Raw genomic sequence first — 21,284 nt, 5'->3', positions numbered from 1 at the left:
GCCTATGCCGCGTCGAGTTCGGCCCGCGCCCGTTCCTTGATCGCCTTCAGCATGGCGCCGAGCCCGTTCTTGCGGGTCGGCGACAGGTGGGCGTCGAGGCCGATGGCGGGGATGAAGTCGGGTTCGGTCGCCACGATCTCCTGCGGCGTGCGCCTGGAATAGACCCGCAGCAGCAGGGCGATGATGCCGGAGACGATGGCCGCGTCGCTGATCGCGTGGAACACCAGCCGGTCGCCGCGCTTCTCGCCGACCAGCCAGACCTGGCTCTGACAACCCCTAAGCTTGAACTCGTCGCGCTTGTAGGCCTCGTCCAGCGGCGGCAGCTTGCGGCCGAGATCGATCAGGTACTCGTAGCGCTGCATCCAGTCGTCGAAGAAGGCGAACTCGTCGATGAGCTCTTCCTGCTCCTCGTCGATCGGGCGCTCTGGCGCGTCGTCCTGCGCGTTGGGGGTCATGTCATCCATATCCAGGATTTGGCGCGTTGCGGGACGGCTGTCAACGAATGCTCCAAGGCAGCAGCCCGTCAGAAATCCAGAGGCGCGTTCTCGATCACGTCCTTCAGAACGAAGAAGCTGCGAAGCTGCCGTACCCCCGGCAGGGTGAGCAGCCGGTCGCGGTGCAGCCGGTTGAAGTCGGAGATGTCCCGCGCCCGGACCTTCAGAAAGTAGTCGAAATCGCCCGCCACGCAGTGGCAGTCCAGAACGAAAGGGAACTTCACGATGGCGGCCTCGAATTCGGCGAAGCTCTCCGGCGTAGACCTTTCCAGCACGGCGCCCACCAGGACGAGAATGCTGCGGTCCACGGCCACGGGGTTCACCTCGGCCCGGAACCGTTGGATCACCCCCTCCTCGACCAGCCGCTGAATCCGACGGTGACAGGTCGCCGGACTGACATGGACCTTCTGCGCGACATCGGCATTCGACATCCGTCCGTCGGCCTGCAGGCACTTGAGGATGTTCCGGTCGATCCTGTCGAGCTCAGTCACGGAAGATTCTTTCATAAATCGACCACCATCGTCGCTTAAGGCCTTTCAATATTTAAATCGTAGCTTCTTCTGAAAATCTTTCGAGCCTAATCGAGAGCACCTTTCTCTGCGTCTGCGCTAGCGTTTTCGCCAGCCCCGACGCGAGAGAGACGCCATGAACCTGTCGAAGTTCGAACGGTACCCGCTTACCTACGGTCCGACCCCCATCGAGTACCTGCCGCGCCTGACCGAAGCGATCGGGGCCGATGTCGAGATCTACGCCAAGCGCGACGACTGCAATTCGGGCCTCGCGATGGGCGGCAACAAGCTCCGCAAGCTGGAGTACATCGTCCCCGACGCCATCGCCTCGAACGCCGATACCCTGGTGTCGATCGGCGGTGTCCAGTCGAACCACACCCGGATGGTGGCCGCCACGGCCGCCAAGATCGGCATGAAATGCGTGGTCATCCAGGAAAACTGGGTCCCGCATGAGGACGCGGTCTACGACCGTGTCGGCAACATCCTGATGACCCGCCTGATGGGGGCGGACAGCCGCCTCGTCGATGAAGGCTTCGACATCGGCATCCGCCAGAGCTGGGAGGAGGCGCTGCAGTCGGTCCGCGATGCCGGCGGCAAGCCCTATGCGATCCCGGCGGGTGCCTCGGTCCATAAGTTCGGCGGCCTCGGCTATGTCGGCTTCGCCGAAGAGGTTCGCGCCCAGGAAGCCGAGATGGGCATCAAATTCGACTACATCATCGTCTGCGTGGTCACCGGCTCGACCCAGGCCGGCATGATCGTCGGCTTCGCCGCCGATGATCGCGCCCATCGGGTGATCGGCATCGACGGATCCGGCACACCCGAACAGCTCCGCGCCCAAGTCGGGGGCATCGTCGACAACACCGCCGAACTGGTCGAGCTCGGCCGCGCGGTGCGCGACGACGAGATCGTCATCATCCCCGACTACGCCTATCCGGCCTATGGCGTGCCCAGCGAGGAGACCAACGAGGCGATCCGGCTGGCCGCCCGGACCGAGGCGATGATCACCGACCCGGTCTACGAAGGGAAGTCGATGCAGGGCATGATCGACCTGGCGCGGAAGGGCTACTTCCCGGCGGGCTCGAAGATCCTCTACGCCCACCTCGGCGGGGCGCCCGCCCTCAACGGCTACAGCTACACCTACCGGAACGGCTGAGCGATGGCGGCGATCCTCCTGGTCACGTTGTCGCCGGAGCATCACACGGACGAGGAGGCCCTGATCCGGCAGCTCGGCCGCTGGCGGATCAGGGGCGACGCCGTCCTGAAGTTCCTGGCCCGCACGTCGGAAGCCGACGGCGCGGTGCAACGGACACGCCTGTGCGCGGAATTCGCCCATGCCGGCCGTGCCGAGGAGTTCGTCCGCGAGTTCGGACGCGAGAGGGAGCGGACGGACCCCGAACCGCCGGTCGAGATCCTGCTGTCGGAAAGCGTGCCCGAGATCGAGGCGCTCACGGCGGTGCTGTGACTGCCGACCCGCGCCCGGGCGCCTAGCTCAGCGCGCCCCGGGCGGCCACCGGCCAGAGGCATTCCACATGGCCGCTCTCCAACCCGCCGCGCACGCCGACATACCAGTCGTACAGGTTCACCGTCGGGTCCACATGGCCGGGCACCAGCCAGACCCGGTCGCCGAGCCTGGCCGCCGGCGCCCCGGCGCCCAGCGACAGCTTGCCGTGCTCGTCGGAGGCGGAGACGTACGTCGTGTCGGCGCGCCGCCACACGACCGGCAGGCCGCTGTCCACAGAGGAGGCCTTGAGGCCCGCATCGACCACCGCCCGGCCGGGGACGACGGCGCTCATGATCGTTGAGGCGATGAACAGGGCGTTCTCGAATTCCAGTCCCTCGGTGCCGTCGTCCTTCAGGTTGCGGCCGTAATCGGCATCCATCAGGCAGTAGGAGCCGGGCTGCAACTCGTTCCACAGGCCGGTGCCGGTCTCGAACCGGAACGTGCCGGAGCCGGCCCCACCGATGGTGCGGCACTCCAGTCCGGCGGCGGCCAGCGGGTCGACGGTCGCCTCCACCACATCGGAGGCCTTGGCGATTGCGGCATGGCGTTCGCGATAGCCGCGGATGTGCTGGGCCGAGCCGTGATAGGCCTGGATGCCGTCGAAGACGAGGCCGTCCGCGGCCGCGATCCGCTTGGCCAGATCGACCGCGGGCGCGCCGGGGGCGACGCCGCAGCGCGACATGCCAACATCGATCTCCACCAGCACATAGAGGGTGGTGCCGAATTTCTGCGCGGCGGCCGCGTAGGCGTCCACCTGGATTGGGTCGTCGGCGCACACGCCGATCCGCGCCCGGCCGGCCAGGGCGGCGAGGCGGGCGACCTTGGCGTCGCCGACCACCTGATTGGAGACCAGCACGTCATCGATGCCGCCATCCACCAGCACCTCGGCCTCGCCCACCTTCTGGCAGCACTGGCCGACGGCTCCCCGCTCCATCTGCAGCCGGGCGATCATCGGCGATTTGTGGGTCTTGGCGTGGGGGCGGATGCGCACGCCGGTCTCTTTGGCGAAGACGGCCATGCGGTCGAGATTGCGCTCGAACGCGTCCAGGTCGATCACCAGGGCGGGTGTGTCGATCGCGCCGGCCGGATCTCCGACACGGGCTGGCGGCGGCGTGGTCATGATGGCGGCTCCCGGTGACGAACAAGGGGACCACTGTCGACCGGGAGGACGTGGAGGGCAAGACGGGGAGCGCCCCTATCCCCCTTCCGCCACTCCCCGGCCTTGTGCCGGGGCCTACGGTTCCGCATTTCGGAAACCATCAGGAAGGGACCGTGCTCCACCTCAGCGTAGGCCCCGGAACAGGTCCGGGGAGTGAAAGAGTGGCGGGAACCGGCTGGCCGCACCCACCCATTAAAAAGCCCGCCTTTCGGTGGAAAGGCGGGCCCGAGGGCCGGTCCGGGCGCTCCGTGATCGGCGCACGAACCGGTCCTGTTGGAAGAACGAAGGCCTGGGATCAGGCGCGCTGCAACCGCGCGATTTCGTCCTTGATGGCTAGCTTCTGACGTTTCAGGTCATGTATCGCGACTTCGTCCGGCAACGGTCGTCCGGACTCATTATCCAGCTTCTCCTCGAGCGAGGCATGGCGCGCTTGCAGGGAGTGGATCCGATCAGTCGCTGTCATACGATCCTCCTTTCGACGTCGCCGGGAGCGTCTGTGCTACCCGGACCCAAAAGCGTACCCCTCCCAGTTAGGCGCGCAACAATGAACTCTCAAGCCCTTGAACTTCGGACTGAAAATTACCAATAGCCGCTCAGGCAAACAGGGTCTCCAACCCCTGAGATATGGCCAAAACCCTATCATCGGCGAGGGTTTCGCCCATGATCATCAGGCCGACCGGGGCGCTGCCCTCCTCGTGCACCGCGATCGTAGCGGCACAGCGGTCGAGGAAGTTTCCGACCGAGCAGTTGCGCAGCATGGCCATGTTGATCGCGCCGTAGACCGCGTCGTCCGGCACCAGGTCGGCGATCGGCGGGGCGATGCGCGGGGTGGTCGGCATCAGCACCGCGTCGAAGGCCGAGGTCTTGGCCGCAACCCGTGCCTGGATATCGGCCCGGGCATTGACGAGGTTGAAGTAATCGGCGGCCGACTGCTCGCCCGCCCGGCGCATGCGGGAGATGACCCGCGGATCGAAGGCATCCGGATCGCGCAGAATGTGCCGCTCGTGCAGGGCGTAGCTCTCCGGCGCGGTGAAGCCGCCCTTGGCGTTGACCACGGGGAGTTCCAGCAGCTCGGGCAGGGAGAGGTCGATGATGGTGGCGCCGGCCGACGAGATCCGGCTGAGGGCGGCCTGGAACGCGGCAGCGGTGGGCTCGTCCAGATCGTCCAGCACGAATTCCTTCGGCACCGCCAGACGCAGCCCCTTCACCGGCAGCGCCGGGATCGGGTGCGGCGTCTCGCCGGCCAGGACCTGATGCACCCGCACGCAGCAGTCCATGGACGGCGCCAGCGGGCCGATGCTGTCCAGGCTGGTCGACAGCGGCACCGCACCGGCGATCGGCACCCGGCTCTGGGTCGGCTTGAAACCGGCAAGACCGCAGAGACCGGCAGGGATGCGCACGGAGCCGCCGGTATCCGTGCCGAGACCGACGCTCGCCATGCCGTCGGTCACGCTGACCGCCGCCCCCGAGGACGAGCCGCCGGGAATGCGCTTCGACGCCCGGTCCCAGGCATTGGCCGGAGTGCCGTAATGCGGGTTGATGCCGAGGCCGGAATACGCGAACTCGGTCATGTTGGTGCGGCCGACGAGGACCGCGCCGGCGGCGCGCAGCCGGGCGACGACGGGGGCGTCCTTCTCGGCCGGCGGCTCGGAGGCCAGCACCTTGGAGCCGGCGGTGGTAACCGCCCCCTTCACGTCGAACAGGTCCTTCACCGAGATCGGCAGGCCCTCCAGCGGACGCGGCGGCACGCCGGCCTTGCGCAGGCCGTCGCTGGCGGCGGCTTCGGCGCGCGCACTGTCCTCCATGAGGGCGATGAAGACGCGGGCGCCCTCGCCCGAGGCGTCCCTGGCCCGCTCCAGGGCGGTGTCCAGCAGGGCGGCGGCGGTGGTCTGACCGGTGTCGAGCGCGGTCAGGATCTCGGCGATCGGGGTTTTCGGCGCGAAGGTCATGGGTCAGCTCACCACGGGCAGGGTTTCGATGTCATAGGCATGGGAAAGGGTCCGGCCCCTCGCCGGGTCGGTGATGGAGATCGCCAGCCGATCGGCTGGGCGGATGCCGCCGGTCACCGGCACGGTGCCGCAGAGCATGACCGTCCCCGGCTTCAGCCCGCCATAACCGTCCACCAGATCCTTCAGCGGCCGGATCAGGGCGAGCGTGCCGGTCTGGTACGGCTCTTCCTTGCCCTTGATCGTCGCCTTCGCTTCCAGCACCAGCGCGTCCAGATTGTCATCCAGCGATACCGGCCAGGCGGTGGTGCCCAGCACCTTCGGGCACATCTGCTTGGAAACGGCGATGGAATAGGTCTCCACCTTGCGGTCCGTATGGTCTGAACCGACGGTCAGGTACAGCCCCGTGTCGGTCGCCACCAGCACCGGCTCGACCTCGCCCGAGCTGTCGCCGCCGATCACCTGCACGTGGTCGCCCTGGGTGAGCTGCTCGACCGCGACACGGTAGTACAGGGGCACGGTGCTCGGCCCAGGCACGCCGATCTCGGCCAGTTCCTCGATGTGATGGTCGATCGCCGCCTTGTCGCGACCGGTCCAGCCGGCGACGACGCAGTCCGTCACCGCCACCTCGACCGGTCCGTCCGGTGTGTCGAACCGCAGAGTCTGGGCTCCCATTGCATGCCTCCCGTTTGAATGCGCGGCGACGATAGCTGCCGTCTGGGCATCGCGGAAGATCCGGATAAGGGGATGTGTCGGCGCGGACGGGTGATCTACCCTGCCGCCATGTCAAGCGTACCCCCGACCACCGCCGCCGCGCCCGTCAGAAGCACCTCGCAGGACACCCTGCGGGCGGTGCTGTTCATGCTGCTGGCGATCAACCTGCTGCCGTTCATGAACGTCGCGGCGAAGTTCCTGTCCGGCGACTACCACACGGTGCAGGTCGTGTGGGCGCGGTATACCGGGCATCTGGTCTTCGTGATCCTGATGTTCATGCCGCGTCAGGGGCTGTCGCTGTTCCGGGCGAGCAAGCCGGGGATCCACTTCATCCGCTCGTTGCTGATGTTTCTGGCCACGGCGTGCTTCTTCACCGCCCTGCGCTTCATCGAGGTGCCGGTGGCGAGTGCAATCAACTTCACCTCGCCGCTGATCGTCACCGCGCTGGCCGCCCCGTTCCTCGGCGAGGTCGTTGGCATCCGGCGCTGGACGGCGGTGGCGGTCGGTTTCGCCGGCGCGCTGATCATCATCAGGCCGGGCGGCGGCGAGACCCACTGGGCCATGTTCCTGGTGCTGGGCACCGCCCTCTGCTATGCGACTTACCAGATCTACACCCGCAAGTTCTCGGCTGCCGATTCGCCGGAGACGTCGATCACCTACATCGCCGTGGTCGGGGCGGTGATCTCCTCCATCGCCCTGCCGTTCTACTGGGTGACGCCGGTCTCGGTGATCGATGCCGGGCTGTTCGCCCTGCTCGGCTTCATCGGCGGGCTCGGCCACTATTTCGTGATCCGCGCCTTTCAATACGGCGAGGCCTCGGTGCTCGCCCCCTTCAACTACGGCCAGCTCGTGATGGCCATCATCCTGAGCTACTTCGTGTTCGGCACCTTCCCTGACATCTGGACCTTCGTCGGCGGCGGGATCATCGTCTCGAGCGGGCTGTACATCACCTACCGGGAGACCCTGCGCGGCAAGAAGCCGACCGCCCCGCCCTCGCCCAATCAGGCCTGAGACAGATGATCGGCGAGCGCTCGGCCGACCTCGACCATAAGCGGGCGCCAAGGCTGCACCTGGATCTTGCGGAAGCAGCGCACGGTGGGGAATCCGGGGAAGCGGTCGGTGCCGTATTCCAGGAAGACCGGCGTATTGTAGAGCAGCCAGACCGGCTTGCCCAAGGCGGCGGCGATCCAGCCGACAGTGCTGGAAGGGCAGATCACCAGGTCGAGTGCTTCCACCAGGGCGAAGACGCCGTCGATGTCGTTCGTGGTGTCGAGCCCGTCGACCACGCTGACATTCGCGCCCGCCGCCGCAAGTTCTTCCCGCCAGCCGGTTCCGTATTGCAGGGAGACGAAGTGGGCTCCCGGCACCTTCAGCACTTCTTCGAACGGAGAGAGACCGGGATAGTGGGGCAGGCGGAAGGTCGTCAGCCGGCGGCTGCGCCAGGCCACGCCGATCTTGGGTCCGTCGCCCAGGGCGGCAAGCTTCTCCCGCATCTCCGCCACCCGCGCGGGGTCGGCCTTCAGCCAGGGCGCCGCCGCCGCATCCGCCTGCTCGACACTGCCCCGGTAGCGTGCCAGAAGCGTTATGCCATCGGCATAGGCACTAGGCATCCAGTCGTCCGGCACCCAGTCGTAGAGATGCTCCGGCGCATTGCGATCGCCGATGCGATGGTAGGCATGGACAAAGGCCTCCGGAAAGCTGCGCCGCATCAGATCGACGATGCGCTGGTCGCATTCGATGACGATCCGCCCGACATCGCGGGCGGCCGCAGCGATGGCACAGGCATGCAGCAGTTCGTCTCCCACGCCCTGGTCCGCCGCGATCAGCAGAGTGGTGTCCTTGGAAGGGACACCATTCCAGAGTCGAATGGCCGGATCGCGGCGCACGGCATTCGGTTTAAGCCGCAGGTGACGATATCCTTCCCAACCCTGCATCATCTCGCCGGCCGAGAGCAGTTGGATGCCCAGGCGAAACCGGTAATGGGGTTCGCCTGGCGATACCTTCAGGGCCTCCCGCATGCAGCGGATCGCTTCCCGTAGCTCGCCGGCGGCGAAGGCCGCTTCCGAGAGGCCCGCATAGGCCGAAGCGAGATCCGGCCGCAGGGTCCTGGCTCGTGTGAAGCTGCTGCGGGCCTGTGCGATCGTGAGCCGACCGACCTGCAGCCAGGCCAGGTGATTATAGGCCTCACTGTTGCCCGGCGCGATCACCGCAGCGGCCCGGAACGCTCGGATCGCCTTCTCGCCTTGCTCGATATCCATCAGGCCGAGCGCGTGGGAAACCCAGCGGTCGCTCCTGGTCGGAGCAGCTACCAGCGCCCGGCGCCGTGCCCGCTCACACGCCTGCGCGTCGGAGATGGTGTGCATATGGTTGCCCCATCTTGCCCAGGCTTCGTCACTTCCAGGCGCCAGCACCATGGACCGCCGCAGCATGGCGACACCTTCGGCGCGCCTCGGTCCGGTGGCCAGGATACCGCCGAGATTGGCCAGGGTATCCGACAGCAGCGGATTGCGTACCAGTGCCGCCTCATAAGCGGCGACCGCCTCGTCGTGGCGACCCAGGCCATGTAACGCCACACCCAGCGCATGTCGGTAGGTAGCCTCACGCGGACCAGCCGCAACCGCGCGTGACAAAGCCTGTTCCGCAGCCTCCGCCCGGCCGCTCTGATGGAGGGCCATGCCGAAGCGGTACAGCAGTTCCGGATTTTTCTGATTGGAGGTCAGTAGGTGGGCGTAGAGCGGGATCGCCTGCTCGACATGCCCAGCGAGGTGCAGAGCGGTGGCGCGCTCCAGGATTTGCTGCGGTGTCTGCATGTCAGGCGTCGATGCCGCCTTCGACCATCGCGGCGGCGAGCGGCTCGCCGCGCTTCAGGTCGCGGGTCGCCCGACGGCCCAGCACGGTCTCGTAATGCTTCGGCGCCAGACCGAGATTGGGGCGGATGGAGCGGATGTTCTTCGCGGTCAGTTCCGAGCCGGCCGGCACGTCCTGCACGACGTAGAGCGAGCGGCGGAACTTCAGCCCCGCCTCCTCCGATTTCGTGGGTCGATAGGCCGGCGCCCCGAGGGCTGCATGGGCCATGCGGGTATCGCGCACCAGACGGGCCAGTTCGTCGGGCTCAAGGGAGAAGGCGCTGTCCACCCCGCCATCGGCGCGGGCAAGGGTGACGTGCTTCTCGATCAGGCAGGCGCCCATGGCGACCGACAGGGTGGCCACGGGGGTGTCCATGGTGTGATCGGACAGGCCGGTCACCACGCCAAGCTTGTCGGCCAGGTCGGCGATGGTACGCAGGTTCGCCTCCTCCGCCGGCGCCGGATAGGCGCTGACGCAGTGCAGGACGACGAGCCGTTCCGCACCAGCTCCCCGCGCGGCCTCTACCGCCTCGCGGATCTCCTCCAGGCTGCCCATGCCGGTGGACATGATCATCGGCTTGCCGGTTGCCGCCACCCGCCGAATCAGCGGCAGATCCACCAGCTCCTGGGAGGCGATCTTGTAGGCGGGCGCGCCGAGGCTCTCCAGCAGGTCGATCGCGGTCGGATCGAACGGGGTGGAGAACACCGTGATCCCGAGCTCCCGCGCCTTGTCGAAGATCGGGCCGTGCCACTCCCAGGGGGTGTGGGCCTCCTGGTAGAGATCGTGCAGATGACGGCCGTCCCACAGCCCGCCCTTGATCACGAATTCCGGCCCGTCATGGTCGATGGTGATGGTGTCGGCGGTATAGGTCTGCAGCTTCACCGCATCGGCACCGGCGGCTTTGGCCATCTCCAGGATACGGAAGGCGCGGGTGATGTCGCCGTTGTGGTTGCCGGACATCTCCGCGACGATATAGGGCGGGTGGTCCGGACCGATCGGCCGTCCGGCTATGCTAAACTCGCCTTCCATCCAACACGTCCTCCGACCGGGCAGTTCCAGTGATTCGGCCGCCAGACGATACTCTTCCCGCCGCCGCAAATGAAGCAGCACCGACCTCGGCCGACCTGAGGGGCGAGCGGCTGGTGATCCGCGCCGATGCCGACAGCCGGATCGGCATGGGCCATGTGATGCGCTGCCTGGCGCTGGCCCAGAGCTGGATCGCCTTCGGCGGCACCGTCCGGCTGGCCTGCACCGCCGTGCCCCCGGCGATCTCCGAACGCTACCACGACGCAGGCGCCGAGGTCGTGCTGCACGACCGATGGCCGCCCGAGGATCTGCTGGACGACGCCGCCGCCGTGGTGGTCGACGGGCTGGAGGTCGCAGATGCCGATCTCGCCGCCCTTGCCGCAGCGGGCCCGCCGCTGGCGATCATCGACGACATGGGCCATCGCGCGGCCTATCCGGGCGCGCTGGTGGTGAACCAGAACCTGCACGCCGTACCGGCCCTCTATGCCGGAAAGACCGAGGCCCGGGTCTGCCTGGGGCCGACCTGGGGACTGCTGCGCCGGGAGTTCCGGGCGAACGGCGCCGACCTCCGCGCCGTGCCCGAGACCGCCCACCGCCTGCTGATCCTGATGGGCGGCGCCGACCCCAAGGGCTACAGCGCCTTGGCCCTGGACGCCGTCGCGCAGGCGGCGGAAGGGGTGCCGGGCGAGCCGGAGGTGATCCTGGTGGTCGGAGCGGCCAATCCGGCGCTGCATGAGCTGGAGCGCCGGGCGTCCCTGCTGCCGGGCCGGGTCGAGGTGCGGCACGACGTGCGGGACATGTCGGAGCTGCTGGCCTCCGTCGATCTGGCCGTCTCCGCCGCAGGCTCGACCGTGCTGGAGATGGCGGCATCGGGCGTGCCGATGATCATCGGCGCCCAGAACGAGAGCGAGACCGGCCCCGCGGCCTCCCTGGCCCAGAAGGGTGCCGCCATCGATATCGGGCCTCTGGAGCGGCTGGACCCGGCGGCGCTGGCCGAAACGGTGACCGCCCTGGCCCAGGACCGCGATCGGCGGGAGGCGCTGGCGGCGAACGCCCACACCCTGGTGGATGGGCTCGGTGCCGACCGGGTCGCCGCCACCATCGCCAGCCTTCTGCCGGATCAGCGGGTCAGCTCGTAGCCGAGCAGCGCGCCGCGCTCCTCCACCTGCTCGAAGCCGCAGGCCTCGAACGCCTTCCGACTGGCCGTGTTCTCCGGTTTGATCTCGGCCCACAGGCGGGCATCGGGCCAGTGCACGCGCGCCTCGTCCACCGCCGCAGACACCAGCACCGCCCCCAGCCGTCGGCCCCGGGCCTCCGGAGCGACGGTGACGAAGATCTCGATCGACCCGTCCTCGTGCCGCAAGGCGGAGGTGGTGCCGACGTTCTCCCCACCTTCCGTCGCGATCCAGACCTGCCGATTCGGGTCGTCCAGCACGCGCGAGAGCCAGGCCGCGTGCTCCTGCTGGGTGACGGCGTTGCCGTTGCGGGAATTGGACCGGGTCAGCGGATCGTTCCGCCAGGCCAGCAGATCCTCTGAATCTTCGAACGTGATGGGGCGCAGGGTGACGGTGGGGCGATCGTTCATGCCGCCAGCCTAACCGTTATGCGGCGCTCGGGCGACGGCCGCGTGATACCGTTGCCGATCATAAGGAGACGCCCGTGACCGTTGCCGCCGTGATCCAGGCCCGCATGACCTCCACCCGCCTGCCGGGCAAGGTGCTGATGCCGGCGGCCGGGCGCCCGATGCTCGCCCATCAGATCGACCGGGTGCGCCGGGCATCCGCCGTCGACACGGTCTGCATCGCCACCACCACCAATGCCGACGACGATCCTGTCGTGGCACTGGCGGAAGCGGAGGGCGTGGCCGTCTTCCGGGGGTCCGAGCCGGACGTGCTCGACCGTTTCGTGGGGGCGGCGGAGAGCGTCGGGGCCGAGATCGCCGTGCGCCTGACCGGCGACTGCCCGCTGACCGATCCGGCCCTGATCGATGCGGTGGTGGGCCTGTTCCGCGACAGCGACCCGCCGGTCGACTACGCCACCAACAGTTTCCCGCGCACCTGGCCGATCGGCCTGGATGTGGAGGTCGCCTCCATGACCGCCCTGCGCACCGCCAACGCGGAGGCGAGCGACACCTACGACCGCGAACACGTGATGCCGTTCCTCTACCGCCAGCCGGAGCGGTTCCGCATCGCGAGCTACCGGGCGCCGGAGGACCTGAGCGGCTATCGCTGGACCCTGGACGAGCGATCTGACTACGAACTGCTGGTGCGGGTCCTCGAGACCTTGGTGCCGGAGAATCCCGGTTTCGGCTGGCGGGACGTCATTGCCCTGCTGGACGCGCATCCGGAATGGCGCACACTGAACGCAGGCGTCGGACAGAAACAGCGGCGCTACGAAGACAGGATCGCGGGAGGATCGGCATGACGACGGACTGGCGCACGGAACAGGAGGCGTTCTGGAGCGGCGCGTTCGGCGACGACTATGTGGACCGCAACCAGGGGGCAGCCTTGCTGGCCTCGCGCACCCACCTGTTCTCCAACGCGCTGAAGCGGGCAGGCGGCATCGCCTCGGCGGTCGAGTTCGGCCCGAACGTGGGCATCAACCTGGTCGCCCTGCGCCACCTCCTGCCGCAGATCGCCCTGTCGGCCATCGAGATCAACGCCAAGGCGGTCGAGGTCCTGCGCACCCTGGACGGGGTGGACGTGCATCACGGCTCGATCCTCGAGAAACACCCCGTCGCGGTGAGCGAGCTCGCCTTCTGCTCCGGCGTGCTGATCCACATCAATCCGGATGCCCTGCCGACCGTGTACGACAACCTCTACGCCGCCTCGTCCCGGCTGGTCCTCGTCTCGGAGTATTACAACCCGAGCCCCACGGCGATCCCGTACCGGGGCCATCAGGACCGGCTATTCAAGCGGGATTTCGCCGGCGAGATGATGGACCGCTTCCCGGACCTGCGGCTGGTGGATTACGGTTTCCAGTACCATCGCGATCCGGCCTTTCCGGCCGACGACGTCACCTGGTTCCTGATGGAAAAAACCGGCGAAAAGGCCGGCGCCTGAGCCTACGGCGCCGAGGACATCATGCCAGATCTTCCGCTTCCCGAGCTGACCCTCGTGCTGCTCGTCGCCTTCGCCTTTGCCGTCGGCGGCGGCGTGAAGGGCATCGTCGGTCTCGGCCTGCCGACCATCGCCATGGCGATCCTCGCCAACGTGGTCAGCCTGCGCACCGCCGTCGGCATTCTGATCATCCCGCTGCTGATCTCCAATCTCTGGCAGATCGTCCAGGTCGGCGCCGTCGGCACCCTGGCCCGGCGCTTCGGCCTGCTGAACGCGTCGGCGGCGGCCGGTCTGTGGATCGGCACCGAGATCCTGTTCTCAGTCGACCCGAAATGGATGCAGGTGGCACTCGGCTGCCTGCTGATCGGCAATGCCGGAATGCAGGTATTGGGCGGCATGCCGGTGATCCCGCGGCGCCATGAGCTCGCCCTGTCGGTCCCGGTGGGCCTGATCTCCGGTGTCATCGGCGGCATGACCGGCAGCCAGGGCATCGTGATCGCGGTTTATCTCGCCAGCCTGAACCTGACCCGCGACGAGTATGTGCAGGGGGTGGGGCTTTCGTTCTTCCTGACCGGGCTGGTATGGGTCGTGGCCATCTGGGCCAATGGCGGGATCACGCTGGAGACCCTGCCGCTGTCGGCGGTGGCGCTGGTGGCGGCCCTGGCGGCCATGGCCATCGGCACCCGCATCCGCGCCCACCTCCCCCAGGCCCGGTTCCGTCAGGCGGTGTTCATCGCCATGGCCCTGATGGGCGCCAACCTGATCCGCAAGGCGGTGTGGGGGTAAGGAGCCTCAGACCTGCTCCGGCACCGGAGGCTTGGTCCTGATTTGCATCAGGACGACGCACGCTGGTCGTCATCCTGACGAAAGTCAGGACCAAGCCTCGCACGCTGGGGGCGTCCCAAACGTCCTCCTACCCCTCTCCCTCGAAACAGATGTTCTCCAGCGGCTCGCCCTTCACGAAGCGGTCGAGCTGCTTGGCCACGAACATCCAGCGCCGGGTGGTCATCGGCTCCGTCCAGGCCGAGTTGTGCGGCGACAGGATCACGTTATCCAGCTTCTGGAACGGGAATTTCGACGGCCAGGGATTCGGGTCTTCCTTCGACGGATAGATGTACCAGACGTCGATGATCCCGCCGCGGATCCGCTTGGATGAGAGCGCCTCGTACAGGGCGGCCTCGTCGATCACCTCGCCGCGGCCGACATTGCAGATCACCGCATCGGGCTTCATGACCTTGAACTGGGCCGCACCGATCATGCCGCGGGTCACGTCGTCCAGCGGCGCGCAGACGATGACGAAATCGCTCTCCGCGCACAGCCGGTCGAGCCCGTCCGCAACCGTCCAGTAATCGTCGACCAGGTCGCCCTCGTCGCGCACGGTACGGCTGACCGCCAGCACCTTCATGTCGAACGCCTTGCAGCGCCGGGCGACCTCGCGGCCGATATGGCCGTAGCCGACGATGCCCACCGTGCAGCCGCGCATCTCCCGGTGCATCGGGCCGGCGGAGATCGAGCGGCCGTTATAGGACTTGGCCACCATCATCGGGTGGGTGTCGCGCATCAGCCCGGTCTGGAACTCCAGCATGCCGGCCAGGATATGCTCGGCGATGGTGGTCTCGTGCTCATGGGTGTTGCAGAACAGGACCCCCTTGGGCAGCTCCGGCGGCGTGATCCAGTCGTAGCCGGTGAACGGGATCTGATAGAGCTTCAGCCGGTTGGTCGCCGGGAACTTCAGGCCGCCGCCCCCGCCGACGATGATGTCCGCCTCGGGGAGCAGTTCCTGCAGGCGCACCGGCTCCTCCTCCTTGTCGCAGCAGATGAAGCGCAGCTCGGATTCGGTGTTCTCGGCCAGGAAATCGGCGCGACGGATCGAGTTCTTGCCGGTCAGCAGAACGGTGGGCGTTTCGCTCACGATGGACCTCGATTGGAGTTTGCAGAACGGAAGGGACGGGCGGGCGCCCCGGGCAGGCACGGCGGAACGGAGCTTGTGTATCCGGGGCGGCTTTGTCTAGCCTTTGCCCACTCCGCGCAACAGTCCTGAGTGCCCGGACGCAGCCCATTTCTGGAGGATCCCCCATGCCCGACGGTTTTGACCCGAACGCGGATTGGGCCGGTTACGAACGCGCGCCGATGAAGCTGGGGGCCGTCGCCTGCGGCAATCCGGACGCGGCCGAGGCCGGCGTGGAGATCCTGGAACGCGGCGGCAACGCGATCGACGCGGTGATCGCCACCGCCTTCGCCATGGGCGTGGTCGAGCCGCTGGACAGCGGCCTCGGCGCCGGCGGCTTCATGACCGTGCACCATGCGCGGACCAAGACCACCACCACCTTCGACTTCATGGGCACCGCCCCGGTCAATGCCAAGTACGAGCTGTTCCAATCGGTCAATCCGCTGGGCGACTACACCATCTTGGTCAAGGACAGGGCCAACGAGATCGGCCATCGCTCCGTCGCCGTCCCCGGGGCGGCGGCCGGCTTGTGCCGGGCGCTCGACACCTTCGGGCGCATGCCGCTGAAATCGGTGATGGCGCCGGCGATCCGAATCGCCCATGAGGGTTTCAATGTGGCGCCCAAGGCCGCGCTGCGCATGTCGCGCAGCCGGGACCTGCTATCCTACATGCCGGCGACCGCGGCGATGCTGCTGAAGAAGGATGGCAGCCTGTTCGAGTCCGGCGACCGCATGAGCATGTCGGAATACGGCGACAGCCTGGAGCTGATCGCCGAAGAAGGTCCCCGCGCCTTCTACGAGGGCGAATTGGCCGACAAGATCGTCGCCGAGATGGAGGCCCATGGCGGCTTCCTGACCGCCGACGACCTCGCCAGCTACCACGTGGTCCGCCGTCCCGCCGCCAGCGGGCAGTATCGCGGCCGCCGGATCGCCACCATGGGTCCGCCCTCCACCGGCTTCATGGTCGCCAAGGGCCTCGCCGCCCTGGACGCCGCCGGGGTGCCGGAGGACGAGCACGGCCGCACCCGCGCGCTGGCCGAGGCGATGCTGGCGATGTTCAACGCCCGGCGGCGCGGGCTGGGCGACCCGGCCTTCGTGCCCTCGCCCATCGCGCCCGGCGGCGAGAGCACCGAGACCACCAGCCTCTGCGCCATGGACGCCATCGGTAACGCCGCCTGCATCACCTTCTCCAACAACAACCACTCCGCCGTGGTGGTGCCGGGCACCGGTATCCTGTTGAACAACCAGATGCGGCTGTTCCATGCCTGGGAAGGCAGTGCCAATTCGGTGGTCGGCGGCAAGCGGCCGGCCTCATCGATGATGCCGACCCTGCTGTTCGAGGGCGGGCGTGCTGCCATGGCGATCGGCGCCTCGGGGGCGACCCGCATCGTCACCGCACTGATGCAGATCATGTTCCACCATCTCGGTCGCGGCATCCCGCTGGAGAAGGCGGTGCGCGAGGCCCGGGTGCATGCCGAGGAGGACTCGATGATGTGCGACCCGGACATCGCCGACACCGCCCGCGCCGTCGCCGACGAGCTCGGCCTGTCCCTGACGGTACAGCCGGTGCGCGACCCGATGATGGCGGTTTGCCAGACGATCTCGGTGGATGCGGACGGCATGGCGGTCGCGGTGGGCGATCCGAGGGCGCGGGCGCAAGGGCGGGTGGTTTAGTTCTTGATATGTCTTCCCGGCCTTGCGCCGGGACCGAGACAGACGCTTGCTGGAGCGAAGGAGGCACATCGACCGGCGCTCCAGCCGCATCCCCCTGGGCCCCGGCACGAGGCCGGGGAGACGTGTAGGAATCAAAGAAAGAAAATCAGGAGGACCCCGCATGCCCGATGTCAAGCCCGCCCCCGGCGGTCCCGACGCCACCTATTTCGCCTATCTGGAGGCCGGGGACTGGCGCATCCAGCGCTGCGGCGCCTGCGACACCCACATCTTCCAGCCGCGCGTCATGTGCCCGTCCTGCGGCAGCGAAGACATCCAATGGGTTGCGCCGAGCGGCAAGGGCGTCGTCCATTCCACCACCGTCATCCGGCGCCGGCCGGAAAGCGGCGGCGACTACAATGTCTGCCTCGTCGACCTGGACGAGGGGGTGCGGATGATGAGCCGGGTGGAAGGCCTGGATCCGACCGAGGTCGCCATCGGCATGCCGGTCGCCGCCCGCCTCGCCGAGCAGGACGGCCAGAAAGTCGTCGTCTTCGATCCCGCCGCGGGAGGTGCCTCGTGACCTGGTCCCTGCGCGGCAAGACCGCCATCGTCGGTGCGGCAACCGCCCATCTGGGCGAGGCGCCCGGCTACAGCCACATGGAGATCGCCGCCGACGCCGCCCGCGCCGCCCTGGCCGATGCCGGGCTGAGCCTGAAGGACGTGGACGGGCTGTTCGCCGTCTCCATGCATTCGGTGTTCCCGGCGCTCACCTATGCCGAATATCTCGGCATCGAGCCGCGCTTCTCGGAGGCCACCATCGTCGGCGGCTCCTCGGCGGTGATCCAGATGCTGCACGCCGCCCTGGCCCTGGAGAACGGGCTCTGCGACGTGGCGCTGATCGTCTACGGCTCCAACCAGCGCACCGCCTCAGGCAAGCTGCATTCGCCCTCCGGGGCAGAGAACCTGCCCTACGAGAAGCCCTACGGATTGCGCGCGCCGATCGCCGGTTACGCCATGTCGGCCGCCCGGCACATGTACGACTACGGCACCACCCGCGAGCAGCTCGCCGAGGTCGCCGTCGCCGCCCGCATGTGGGCCGGAATGAACGCGGAGGCGTTCATGCGCGATCCGCTGACCGCGGACGACGTGCTTGGCTCCCGCATGGTCTGCGACCCGCTGACGGTGCGCGACTGCTGCCTGGTCACCGACGGCGGCGGCGCCATCGTCATGACCCGGGCCGACCGGGCAAAGGACCTGAGGAAGCCCCCCGTCCACCTGCTCGGCTGCGCCGGCGGGCACACCCACCGCCAGTATTCGATGATGCCGTCGCTGACCACCACGGCAGCGGTCCAGAGCGGGCGCGAGGCGTTCAGGATGGCCGGCCTCACCCCCGCCGATGTCGACGTGGTGCAGGTCTACGACGCCTTCACGATCAACGCGGTGATGCTGCTGGAGGACCTAGGTTTCTGCCCCAAGGGGGAGGGAGGGGCCTTCGTCGGCGACGGGCGGCTGCGGCCGGGCGGTGCGCTGCCGTTCAACACCTATGGCGGCGGGCTGTCCTGCACCCATCCGGGCATGCTCGGCATCTTTACCACCATCGAGGCGGTGCGGCAGCTCCGGGGCGAATGCGGCGACCGGCAGGTGGACGGGGCCACCATCGGCCTCGCCCATGGCAACGGCGGCATGTTCGCCCATGAATCCACCGCCCTGCTCGGCACGGCGGCGGCCCTGTGACGCCCCTCACCCTGATCCTGGGCGGCGCCCGGTCCGGCAAGTCGAGCCGGGCCGAGGCCCTCGCCCGGGAAAGCGGGCTGGAGGTCGTCTATCTCGCCACCGCCGAGGCGCTGGACGCGGAGATGGCCGACCGCATCGCCCGCCACCAAGCCGACCGGGCGGCGGATGGTTGGGCGACGGTGGAGGAGCCGCTCGCCCTCGCCGCCGCCCTGGCCCGCGAGGCCCGGCCGGGCCGGGTGGTGCTGGTGGAATGCCTGACCACCTGGCTGACCAATCTGATGGTGCACGGGCACGACATCGACATCGCCACCGCCGACCTGCTGGCCTGGTGTTCGGCGCCGACGGGCCCGGCGATCCTGGTCTCCAACGAGGTCGGCTTCGGCATCGTCCCGGAGCACAAGATGGCCCGCGATTTCCGCGACCACGCCGGCCGGCTGCATCAGCGGGTGGCGGAACGCGCGGGCCGGGTGGAGCTGGTGGTGGCCGGGATCCCAATGGCGGTGAAGGGGTGACCCCCCATCCGTCATCCTGACGCACGTCAGGATCTGCGGTGCACCGGCGCCGGTAGCTTGATCCTGACTTGCGTCAGGATGACGGGAGGAGATCATCGCCGCCGATTTCACCCCCTTGCCCTCCCTCTGCTTCCGGCTAATCTCGACGCCATGACCGAGCAGCTCACCCTCTTCGAGAAGATCTGGCGCGCCCATACCGTCACCGCCCGCGACGACGGGCAGGCGCTGCTATGGATCGACCGCCACCTGTGCCACGAAGGCTCGTTCCACGCCTTCGAGAAGCTGGCGATGAGCGGCCGCAAGGTGCGCCGGCCGGACCTCACCTTCTCCATCGCCGACCACTATGTGCCGACGCGCAACCGCGAGGCCGGACCGGACGAGCCGGAGATCGCCACCATGATCCGGCTGCTGGACGAGCACAGCCGGACCAACGGCATCCGCCAATTCGGCATCGGCGATCCGGAACAGGGCATCGTCCATGTGGTCGGACCCGAACTCGGCCTGACCCAGCCCGGCATCGTCCTGGTCTGCGGCGACAGCCATACCTCGACCCACGGCGCCTTCGGGGCCCTCGCCTTCGGGATCGGGGCGTCCGAGGTCACCCATGTGCTCGCCACCCAGACGCTCTGGCAGAAGCGGCCGCGCACCATGCGGATCACCGTCGACGGCACGCTCGGGAAACATGTGACGGCCAAGGATCTGATCCTGTCGGTGATCGCGAAGATCGGCGCCGACGGGGCGGCAGGACACGTCATCGAATACGCCGGCGAGGCGATCTGCGGCCTGTCCATGGAAGCGCGGATGACCGTCTGCAACATGTCGATCGAGGCCGGTGGCCGCGCCGGCATGATCGCGCCGGACGAGACCACGATCTCCTGGCTCAAGGGCCGTCGCTACATGCCCGAGGGCAAGGACTGGGACGCAGCGGTGGCCTTCTGGCGAACGCTCAGGAGCGATCCGAGCGCGATTTTTGATCAGGAGGTCAAAATTCATGCGGACGAGATCGCGCCGACCGTGACCTGGGGTACGTCGCCGGAGCACGCGCTTCCCGTCACCGCCGCGGTGCCGGACCCGTCGGGCGAGGCCAATGAGGGCCGTCGGGCGACCTTCGAGAAGGCGGTCGACTATATGGGCCTGACCCCCGGGGCGCCGCTGGACGGGCTGCGGGTCGACCGGGTGTTCATCGGCTCCTGCACCAATGCCCGCATCGAGGATCTGCGCGCCGCAGCATCCATCCTGAAGGATCGGAAGGCCAAAGTGCCGACCATGATCGTGCCCGGCTCCACCATGGTGAAGCATCAGGCGGAGCAGGAGGGCTTGGACCGGATCTTCACCGGGGCCGGGGCGGAGTGGCTCGACTCCGGCTGCTCCATGTGCGCGGCGACCAACGGCGACATGGTACCGCCGGGCGAGCGCTGTGCCTCGACCACCAACCGGAACTTCCGAGGCCGCCAGGGTCCCGGATCGCGCACCCATCTGATGAGCCCGGCCATGGCCGCCGCGGCGGCCGTCACCGGCACCATCACCGACGTGCGCAAGCTGGCGGAGGGCTGACCCATGGACCCGTTCGGCAAGCTCGCCGCCACCGTCGTGCCCCTGCGGCTCGCCAATGTGGACACCGACCAGCTCCAGCCCGGCCGCTTCCTGCGCAAGCCACGCTCGGACGGCTACGACAACTACCTGTTCCACGACCTGCGCCGGAACGAGGACGGCTCGATGCGGAAGGATTTCCCGCTGAACCAGCCGCAGTACCAGGGGGCCGAAATCCTGGTCGCCGACCGCAACTTCGGCGGCGGGTCGAGCCGCGAGGGGGCGGTCTACGCGCTCGCCGATGCCGGCTTCCGCTGCATCATCGCCGCCAGCTTCGGCGACATCTTCCGCTCCAACTGCGCCAAGAACGGGCTGCTGCCGGTGGAACTGCCGATCGAGGCGATCGAGAAGATCTGGGAGATGGCCGAGGCCGACCCGTCGGCACCGCTGACCGTCGACCTCGCCAGCCAGACCGTGCGGCTGGCCAACGATCCGGAAACCTTCAGCTTCGAGATCGACCCGTTCGTCAAGGAATGCCTGATGGAGGGGAAGGACGATATCGACCTGACCCTTGCCCATTCTGAAACCCTCTCGGCCTTCGAGCGTTCCTACGGCCAGGACTACCCCTGGCGTACCCCAACAGGTTGAGCGTG

The 21,284-nt window shown here is 68.0% G+C and carries 23 protein-coding genes; 13 read left to right on the top strand and 10 right to left on the bottom strand.

The window, feature by feature from the left end; all coding sequences use genetic code 11:
- Nucleotides 1-2: 2 nt before the first annotated feature.
- Complete coding sequence (locus tag ACOQOP_RS21380; RefSeq protein ID WP_420563842.1) at nucleotides 3-455, bottom strand: SufE family protein; 453 nt, start codon at nucleotides 453-455, stop codon at nucleotides 3-5.
- 68 nt (nucleotides 456-523) lie between these two features.
- Nucleotides 524-985 (bottom strand): Lrp/AsnC family transcriptional regulator, encoded by a 462-nt coding sequence (locus tag ACOQOP_RS21375; RefSeq protein ID WP_420563841.1) that lies wholly within the window; start codon nucleotides 983-985, stop codon nucleotides 524-526.
- Between the two features lie 154 nt (nucleotides 986-1,139).
- Between ACOQOP_RS21375 and ACOQOP_RS21370 the strand changes: the two genes are divergently transcribed.
- Together ACOQOP_RS21370 and ACOQOP_RS21365 are read left to right on the top strand one after the other, a co-directional pair.
- A complete protein-coding gene (locus ACOQOP_RS21370; protein WP_420563840.1) occupies nucleotides 1,140-2,156 on the top strand; it encodes a 1-aminocyclopropane-1-carboxylate deaminase in 1,017 nt (338 codons plus the stop codon).
- Between the two features lie 3 nt (nucleotides 2,157-2,159).
- Nucleotides 2,160-2,465: a hypothetical protein gene (locus ACOQOP_RS21365; protein WP_420563839.1), complete on the top strand. Its 306-nt coding sequence runs from the start codon at nucleotides 2,160-2,162 to the stop codon at nucleotides 2,463-2,465.
- 22 nt (nucleotides 2,466-2,487) lie between these two features.
- Here the strand turns inward: ACOQOP_RS21365 and ACOQOP_RS21360 are convergent, their stop codons facing one another.
- From ACOQOP_RS21360 to ACOQOP_RS21345, 4 genes are all read right to left on the bottom strand, one after another.
- On the bottom strand, nucleotides 2,488-3,624 hold the full coding sequence (locus tag ACOQOP_RS21360) for a DSD1 family PLP-dependent enzyme (protein ID WP_420563838.1): 1,137 nt from the start codon (nucleotides 3,622-3,624) through the stop codon (nucleotides 2,488-2,490).
- Nucleotides 3,625-3,958: 334 nt separating this feature from the next.
- The gene (locus ACOQOP_RS21355; protein WP_420563837.1) at nucleotides 3,959-4,126 is read right to left on the bottom strand and encodes a YdcH family protein; all 168 of its coding nucleotides are present in this window, start codon (nucleotides 4,124-4,126) and stop codon (nucleotides 3,959-3,961) included.
- A gap of 130 nt (nucleotides 4,127-4,256) precedes the next feature.
- Nucleotides 4,257-5,612, bottom strand: a complete 1,356-nt coding sequence (locus ACOQOP_RS21350; protein ID WP_420563836.1) for an amidase — start codon at nucleotides 5,610-5,612, stop codon at nucleotides 4,257-4,259.
- Between the two features lie 3 nt (nucleotides 5,613-5,615).
- Complete coding sequence (locus tag ACOQOP_RS21345) at nucleotides 5,616-6,284, bottom strand: DUF2848 domain-containing protein (RefSeq protein ID WP_420563835.1); 669 nt, start codon at nucleotides 6,282-6,284, stop codon at nucleotides 5,616-5,618.
- 108 nt (nucleotides 6,285-6,392) lie between these two features.
- On the opposite strand from ACOQOP_RS21345, the gene ACOQOP_RS21340 reads away from it, so the two are divergent.
- Nucleotides 6,393-7,334 carry a DMT family transporter gene (locus ACOQOP_RS21340; RefSeq protein ID WP_420563834.1) on the top strand — a complete coding sequence of 314 codons (942 nt, stop codon included), beginning with the start codon at nucleotides 6,393-6,395 and terminating at the stop codon, nucleotides 7,332-7,334.
- Here the strand turns inward: ACOQOP_RS21340 and ACOQOP_RS21335 are convergent.
- Both ACOQOP_RS21335 and pseI read right to left on the bottom strand, forming a co-directional pair.
- Nucleotides 7,325-9,133, bottom strand: coding sequence for a tetratricopeptide repeat protein (locus ACOQOP_RS21335; RefSeq protein ID WP_420563833.1), 1,809 nt, complete (start codon nucleotides 9,131-9,133; stop codon nucleotides 7,325-7,327). The two genes, ACOQOP_RS21340 and ACOQOP_RS21335, sit on opposite strands and share 10 nt — an antisense overlap.
- A gap of 1 nt (nucleotide 9,134) precedes the next feature.
- A complete protein-coding gene (pseI, locus tag ACOQOP_RS21330; protein WP_420563832.1) occupies nucleotides 9,135-10,199 on the bottom strand; it encodes a pseudaminic acid synthase in 1,065 nt (354 codons plus the stop codon).
- A gap of 113 nt (nucleotides 10,200-10,312) precedes the next feature.
- Here pseI and ACOQOP_RS21325 point away from each other — a divergent pair, with 113 nt between their 5' ends.
- Entirely contained in the window at nucleotides 10,313-11,335 is a 1,023-nt protein-coding gene (locus ACOQOP_RS21325) for a PseG/SpsG family protein (RefSeq protein WP_420563831.1), read from the top strand.
- Here the strand turns inward: ACOQOP_RS21325 and ACOQOP_RS21320 are convergent.
- The gene (locus tag ACOQOP_RS21320; protein ID WP_420563830.1) at nucleotides 11,317-11,781 is read right to left on the bottom strand and encodes a GNAT family N-acetyltransferase; all 465 of its coding nucleotides are present in this window, start codon (nucleotides 11,779-11,781) and stop codon (nucleotides 11,317-11,319) included. The genes ACOQOP_RS21325 and ACOQOP_RS21320 overlap by 19 nt on opposite strands.
- A gap of 74 nt (nucleotides 11,782-11,855) precedes the next feature.
- Here ACOQOP_RS21320 and ACOQOP_RS21315 point away from each other — a divergent pair, with 74 nt between their 5' ends.
- Genes ACOQOP_RS21315 through ACOQOP_RS21305 form a run of 3 tightly spaced genes read left to right on the top strand, consistent with a single transcriptional unit; the run spans nucleotide 11,856 to nucleotide 14,041 of the window.
- Nucleotides 11,856-12,620 (top strand): cytidylyltransferase domain-containing protein, encoded by a 765-nt coding sequence (locus ACOQOP_RS21315; protein WP_420563829.1) that lies wholly within the window; start codon nucleotides 11,856-11,858, stop codon nucleotides 12,618-12,620.
- Nucleotides 12,617-13,258 carry a pseudaminic acid biosynthesis-associated methylase gene (locus tag ACOQOP_RS21310; RefSeq protein ID WP_420563828.1) on the top strand — a complete coding sequence of 214 codons (642 nt, stop codon included), beginning with the start codon at nucleotides 12,617-12,619 and terminating at the stop codon, nucleotides 13,256-13,258. The genes ACOQOP_RS21315 and ACOQOP_RS21310 overlap by 4 nt, the downstream gene beginning before the upstream one ends.
- Before the next feature lie 21 nt (nucleotides 13,259-13,279).
- Nucleotides 13,280-14,041 (top strand): TSUP family transporter, encoded by a 762-nt coding sequence (locus ACOQOP_RS21305; RefSeq protein WP_420563827.1) that lies wholly within the window; start codon nucleotides 13,280-13,282, stop codon nucleotides 14,039-14,041.
- 127 nt (nucleotides 14,042-14,168) lie between these two features.
- Here ACOQOP_RS21305 and ACOQOP_RS21300 read toward each other — a convergent pair whose 3' ends face one another.
- Nucleotides 14,169-15,167: a 2-hydroxyacid dehydrogenase gene (locus tag ACOQOP_RS21300; protein WP_420563826.1), complete on the bottom strand. Its 999-nt coding sequence runs from the start codon at nucleotides 15,165-15,167 to the stop codon at nucleotides 14,169-14,171.
- Between the two features lie 164 nt (nucleotides 15,168-15,331).
- Between ACOQOP_RS21300 and ACOQOP_RS21295 the strand changes: the two genes are divergently transcribed.
- The 6 genes from ACOQOP_RS21295 (at nucleotide 15,332) to leuD (ending at nucleotide 21,279) form a co-directional block, all read left to right on the top strand.
- On the top strand, nucleotides 15,332-16,876 hold the full coding sequence (locus ACOQOP_RS21295; protein ID WP_420563825.1) for a gamma-glutamyltransferase family protein: 1,545 nt from the start codon (nucleotides 15,332-15,334) through the stop codon (nucleotides 16,874-16,876).
- 160 nt (nucleotides 16,877-17,036) lie between these two features.
- Nucleotides 17,037-17,435, top strand: a complete 399-nt coding sequence (locus ACOQOP_RS21290) for a Zn-ribbon domain-containing OB-fold protein (protein ID WP_420563824.1) — start codon at nucleotides 17,037-17,039, stop codon at nucleotides 17,433-17,435.
- Complete coding sequence (locus tag ACOQOP_RS21285; RefSeq protein ID WP_420563823.1) at nucleotides 17,432-18,589, top strand: acetyl-CoA acetyltransferase; 1,158 nt, start codon at nucleotides 17,432-17,434, stop codon at nucleotides 18,587-18,589. Before ACOQOP_RS21290 ends, ACOQOP_RS21285 begins: the two co-directional genes overlap by 4 nt.
- A complete protein-coding gene (gene cobU, locus ACOQOP_RS21280) occupies nucleotides 18,586-19,101 on the top strand; it encodes a bifunctional adenosylcobinamide kinase/adenosylcobinamide-phosphate guanylyltransferase (RefSeq protein WP_420563822.1) in 516 nt (171 codons plus the stop codon). The genes ACOQOP_RS21285 and cobU overlap by 4 nt, the downstream gene beginning before the upstream one ends.
- A gap of 150 nt (nucleotides 19,102-19,251) precedes the next feature.
- Nucleotides 19,252-20,655 (top strand): 3-isopropylmalate dehydratase large subunit, encoded by a 1,404-nt coding sequence (gene leuC / locus ACOQOP_RS21275; RefSeq protein ID WP_420563821.1) that lies wholly within the window; start codon nucleotides 19,252-19,254, stop codon nucleotides 20,653-20,655.
- A 3-nt stretch (nucleotides 20,656-20,658) separates the two neighbouring features.
- The gene (gene leuD, locus ACOQOP_RS21270; protein ID WP_420563820.1) at nucleotides 20,659-21,279 is read left to right on the top strand and encodes a 3-isopropylmalate dehydratase small subunit; all 621 of its coding nucleotides are present in this window, start codon (nucleotides 20,659-20,661) and stop codon (nucleotides 21,277-21,279) included.
- The last annotated feature ends 5 nt before the right edge of the window (nucleotides 21,280-21,284 follow it).

It is taken from the genome of Thalassobaculum sp. (genome assembly GCF_965223715.1).
GTDB lineage: Bacteria > Pseudomonadota > Alphaproteobacteria > Thalassobaculales > Thalassobaculaceae > Thalassobaculum.
The sequence above is the reverse complement of the archived record's forward strand: the minus strand, read 5'-3'. Positions and strand labels throughout refer to the sequence as shown.

Excerpts from the sequence above, each read along its gene's own strand:
- ACOQOP_RS21380 (WP_420563842.1), bottom strand. The coding sequence starts at position 455 with ATGACCCCCAACGCGCAGGACGACGCGCCAGAGCGCCCGATCGACGAG.
- ACOQOP_RS21370 (WP_420563840.1), top strand. The coding sequence starts at position 1,140 with ATGAACCTGTCGAAGTTCGAACGGTACCCGCTTACCTACGGTCCGACC.
- ACOQOP_RS21365 (WP_420563839.1), top strand. The coding sequence starts at position 2,160 with ATGGCGGCGATCCTCCTGGTCACGTTGTCGCCGGAGCATCACACGGAC.
- ACOQOP_RS21360 (WP_420563838.1), bottom strand. The coding sequence starts at position 3,624 with ATGACCACGCCGCCGCCAGCCCGTGTCGGAGATCCGGCCGGCGCGATC.
- ACOQOP_RS21355 (WP_420563837.1), bottom strand. The coding sequence starts at position 4,126 with ATGACAGCGACTGATCGGATCCACTCCCTGCAAGCGCGCCATGCCTCG.
- ACOQOP_RS21350 (WP_420563836.1), bottom strand. The coding sequence starts at position 5,612 with ATGACCTTCGCGCCGAAAACCCCGATCGCCGAGATCCTGACCGCGCTC.
- ACOQOP_RS21345 (WP_420563835.1), bottom strand. The coding sequence starts at position 6,284 with ATGGGAGCCCAGACTCTGCGGTTCGACACACCGGACGGACCGGTCGAG.
- ACOQOP_RS21340 (WP_420563834.1), top strand. The coding sequence starts at position 6,393 with ATGTCAAGCGTACCCCCGACCACCGCCGCCGCGCCCGTCAGAAGCACC.
- ACOQOP_RS21335 (WP_420563833.1), bottom strand. The coding sequence starts at position 9,133 with ATGCAGACACCGCAGCAAATCCTGGAGCGCGCCACCGCTCTGCACCTC.
- pseI (WP_420563832.1), bottom strand. The coding sequence starts at position 10,199 with ATGGAAGGCGAGTTTAGCATAGCCGGACGGCCGATCGGTCCGGACCAC.
- ACOQOP_RS21320 (WP_420563830.1), bottom strand. The coding sequence starts at position 11,781 with ATGAACGATCGCCCCACCGTCACCCTGCGCCCCATCACGTTCGAAGAT.
- ACOQOP_RS21310 (WP_420563828.1), top strand. The coding sequence starts at position 12,617 with ATGACGACGGACTGGCGCACGGAACAGGAGGCGTTCTGGAGCGGCGCG.
- ACOQOP_RS21305 (WP_420563827.1), top strand. The coding sequence starts at position 13,280 with ATGCCAGATCTTCCGCTTCCCGAGCTGACCCTCGTGCTGCTCGTCGCC.
- ACOQOP_RS21295 (WP_420563825.1), top strand. The coding sequence starts at position 15,332 with ATGCCCGACGGTTTTGACCCGAACGCGGATTGGGCCGGTTACGAACGC.
- ACOQOP_RS21290 (WP_420563824.1), top strand. The coding sequence starts at position 17,037 with ATGCCCGATGTCAAGCCCGCCCCCGGCGGTCCCGACGCCACCTATTTC.
- leuC (WP_420563821.1), top strand. The coding sequence starts at position 19,252 with ATGACCGAGCAGCTCACCCTCTTCGAGAAGATCTGGCGCGCCCATACC.
- leuD (WP_420563820.1), top strand. The coding sequence starts at position 20,659 with ATGGACCCGTTCGGCAAGCTCGCCGCCACCGTCGTGCCCCTGCGGCTC.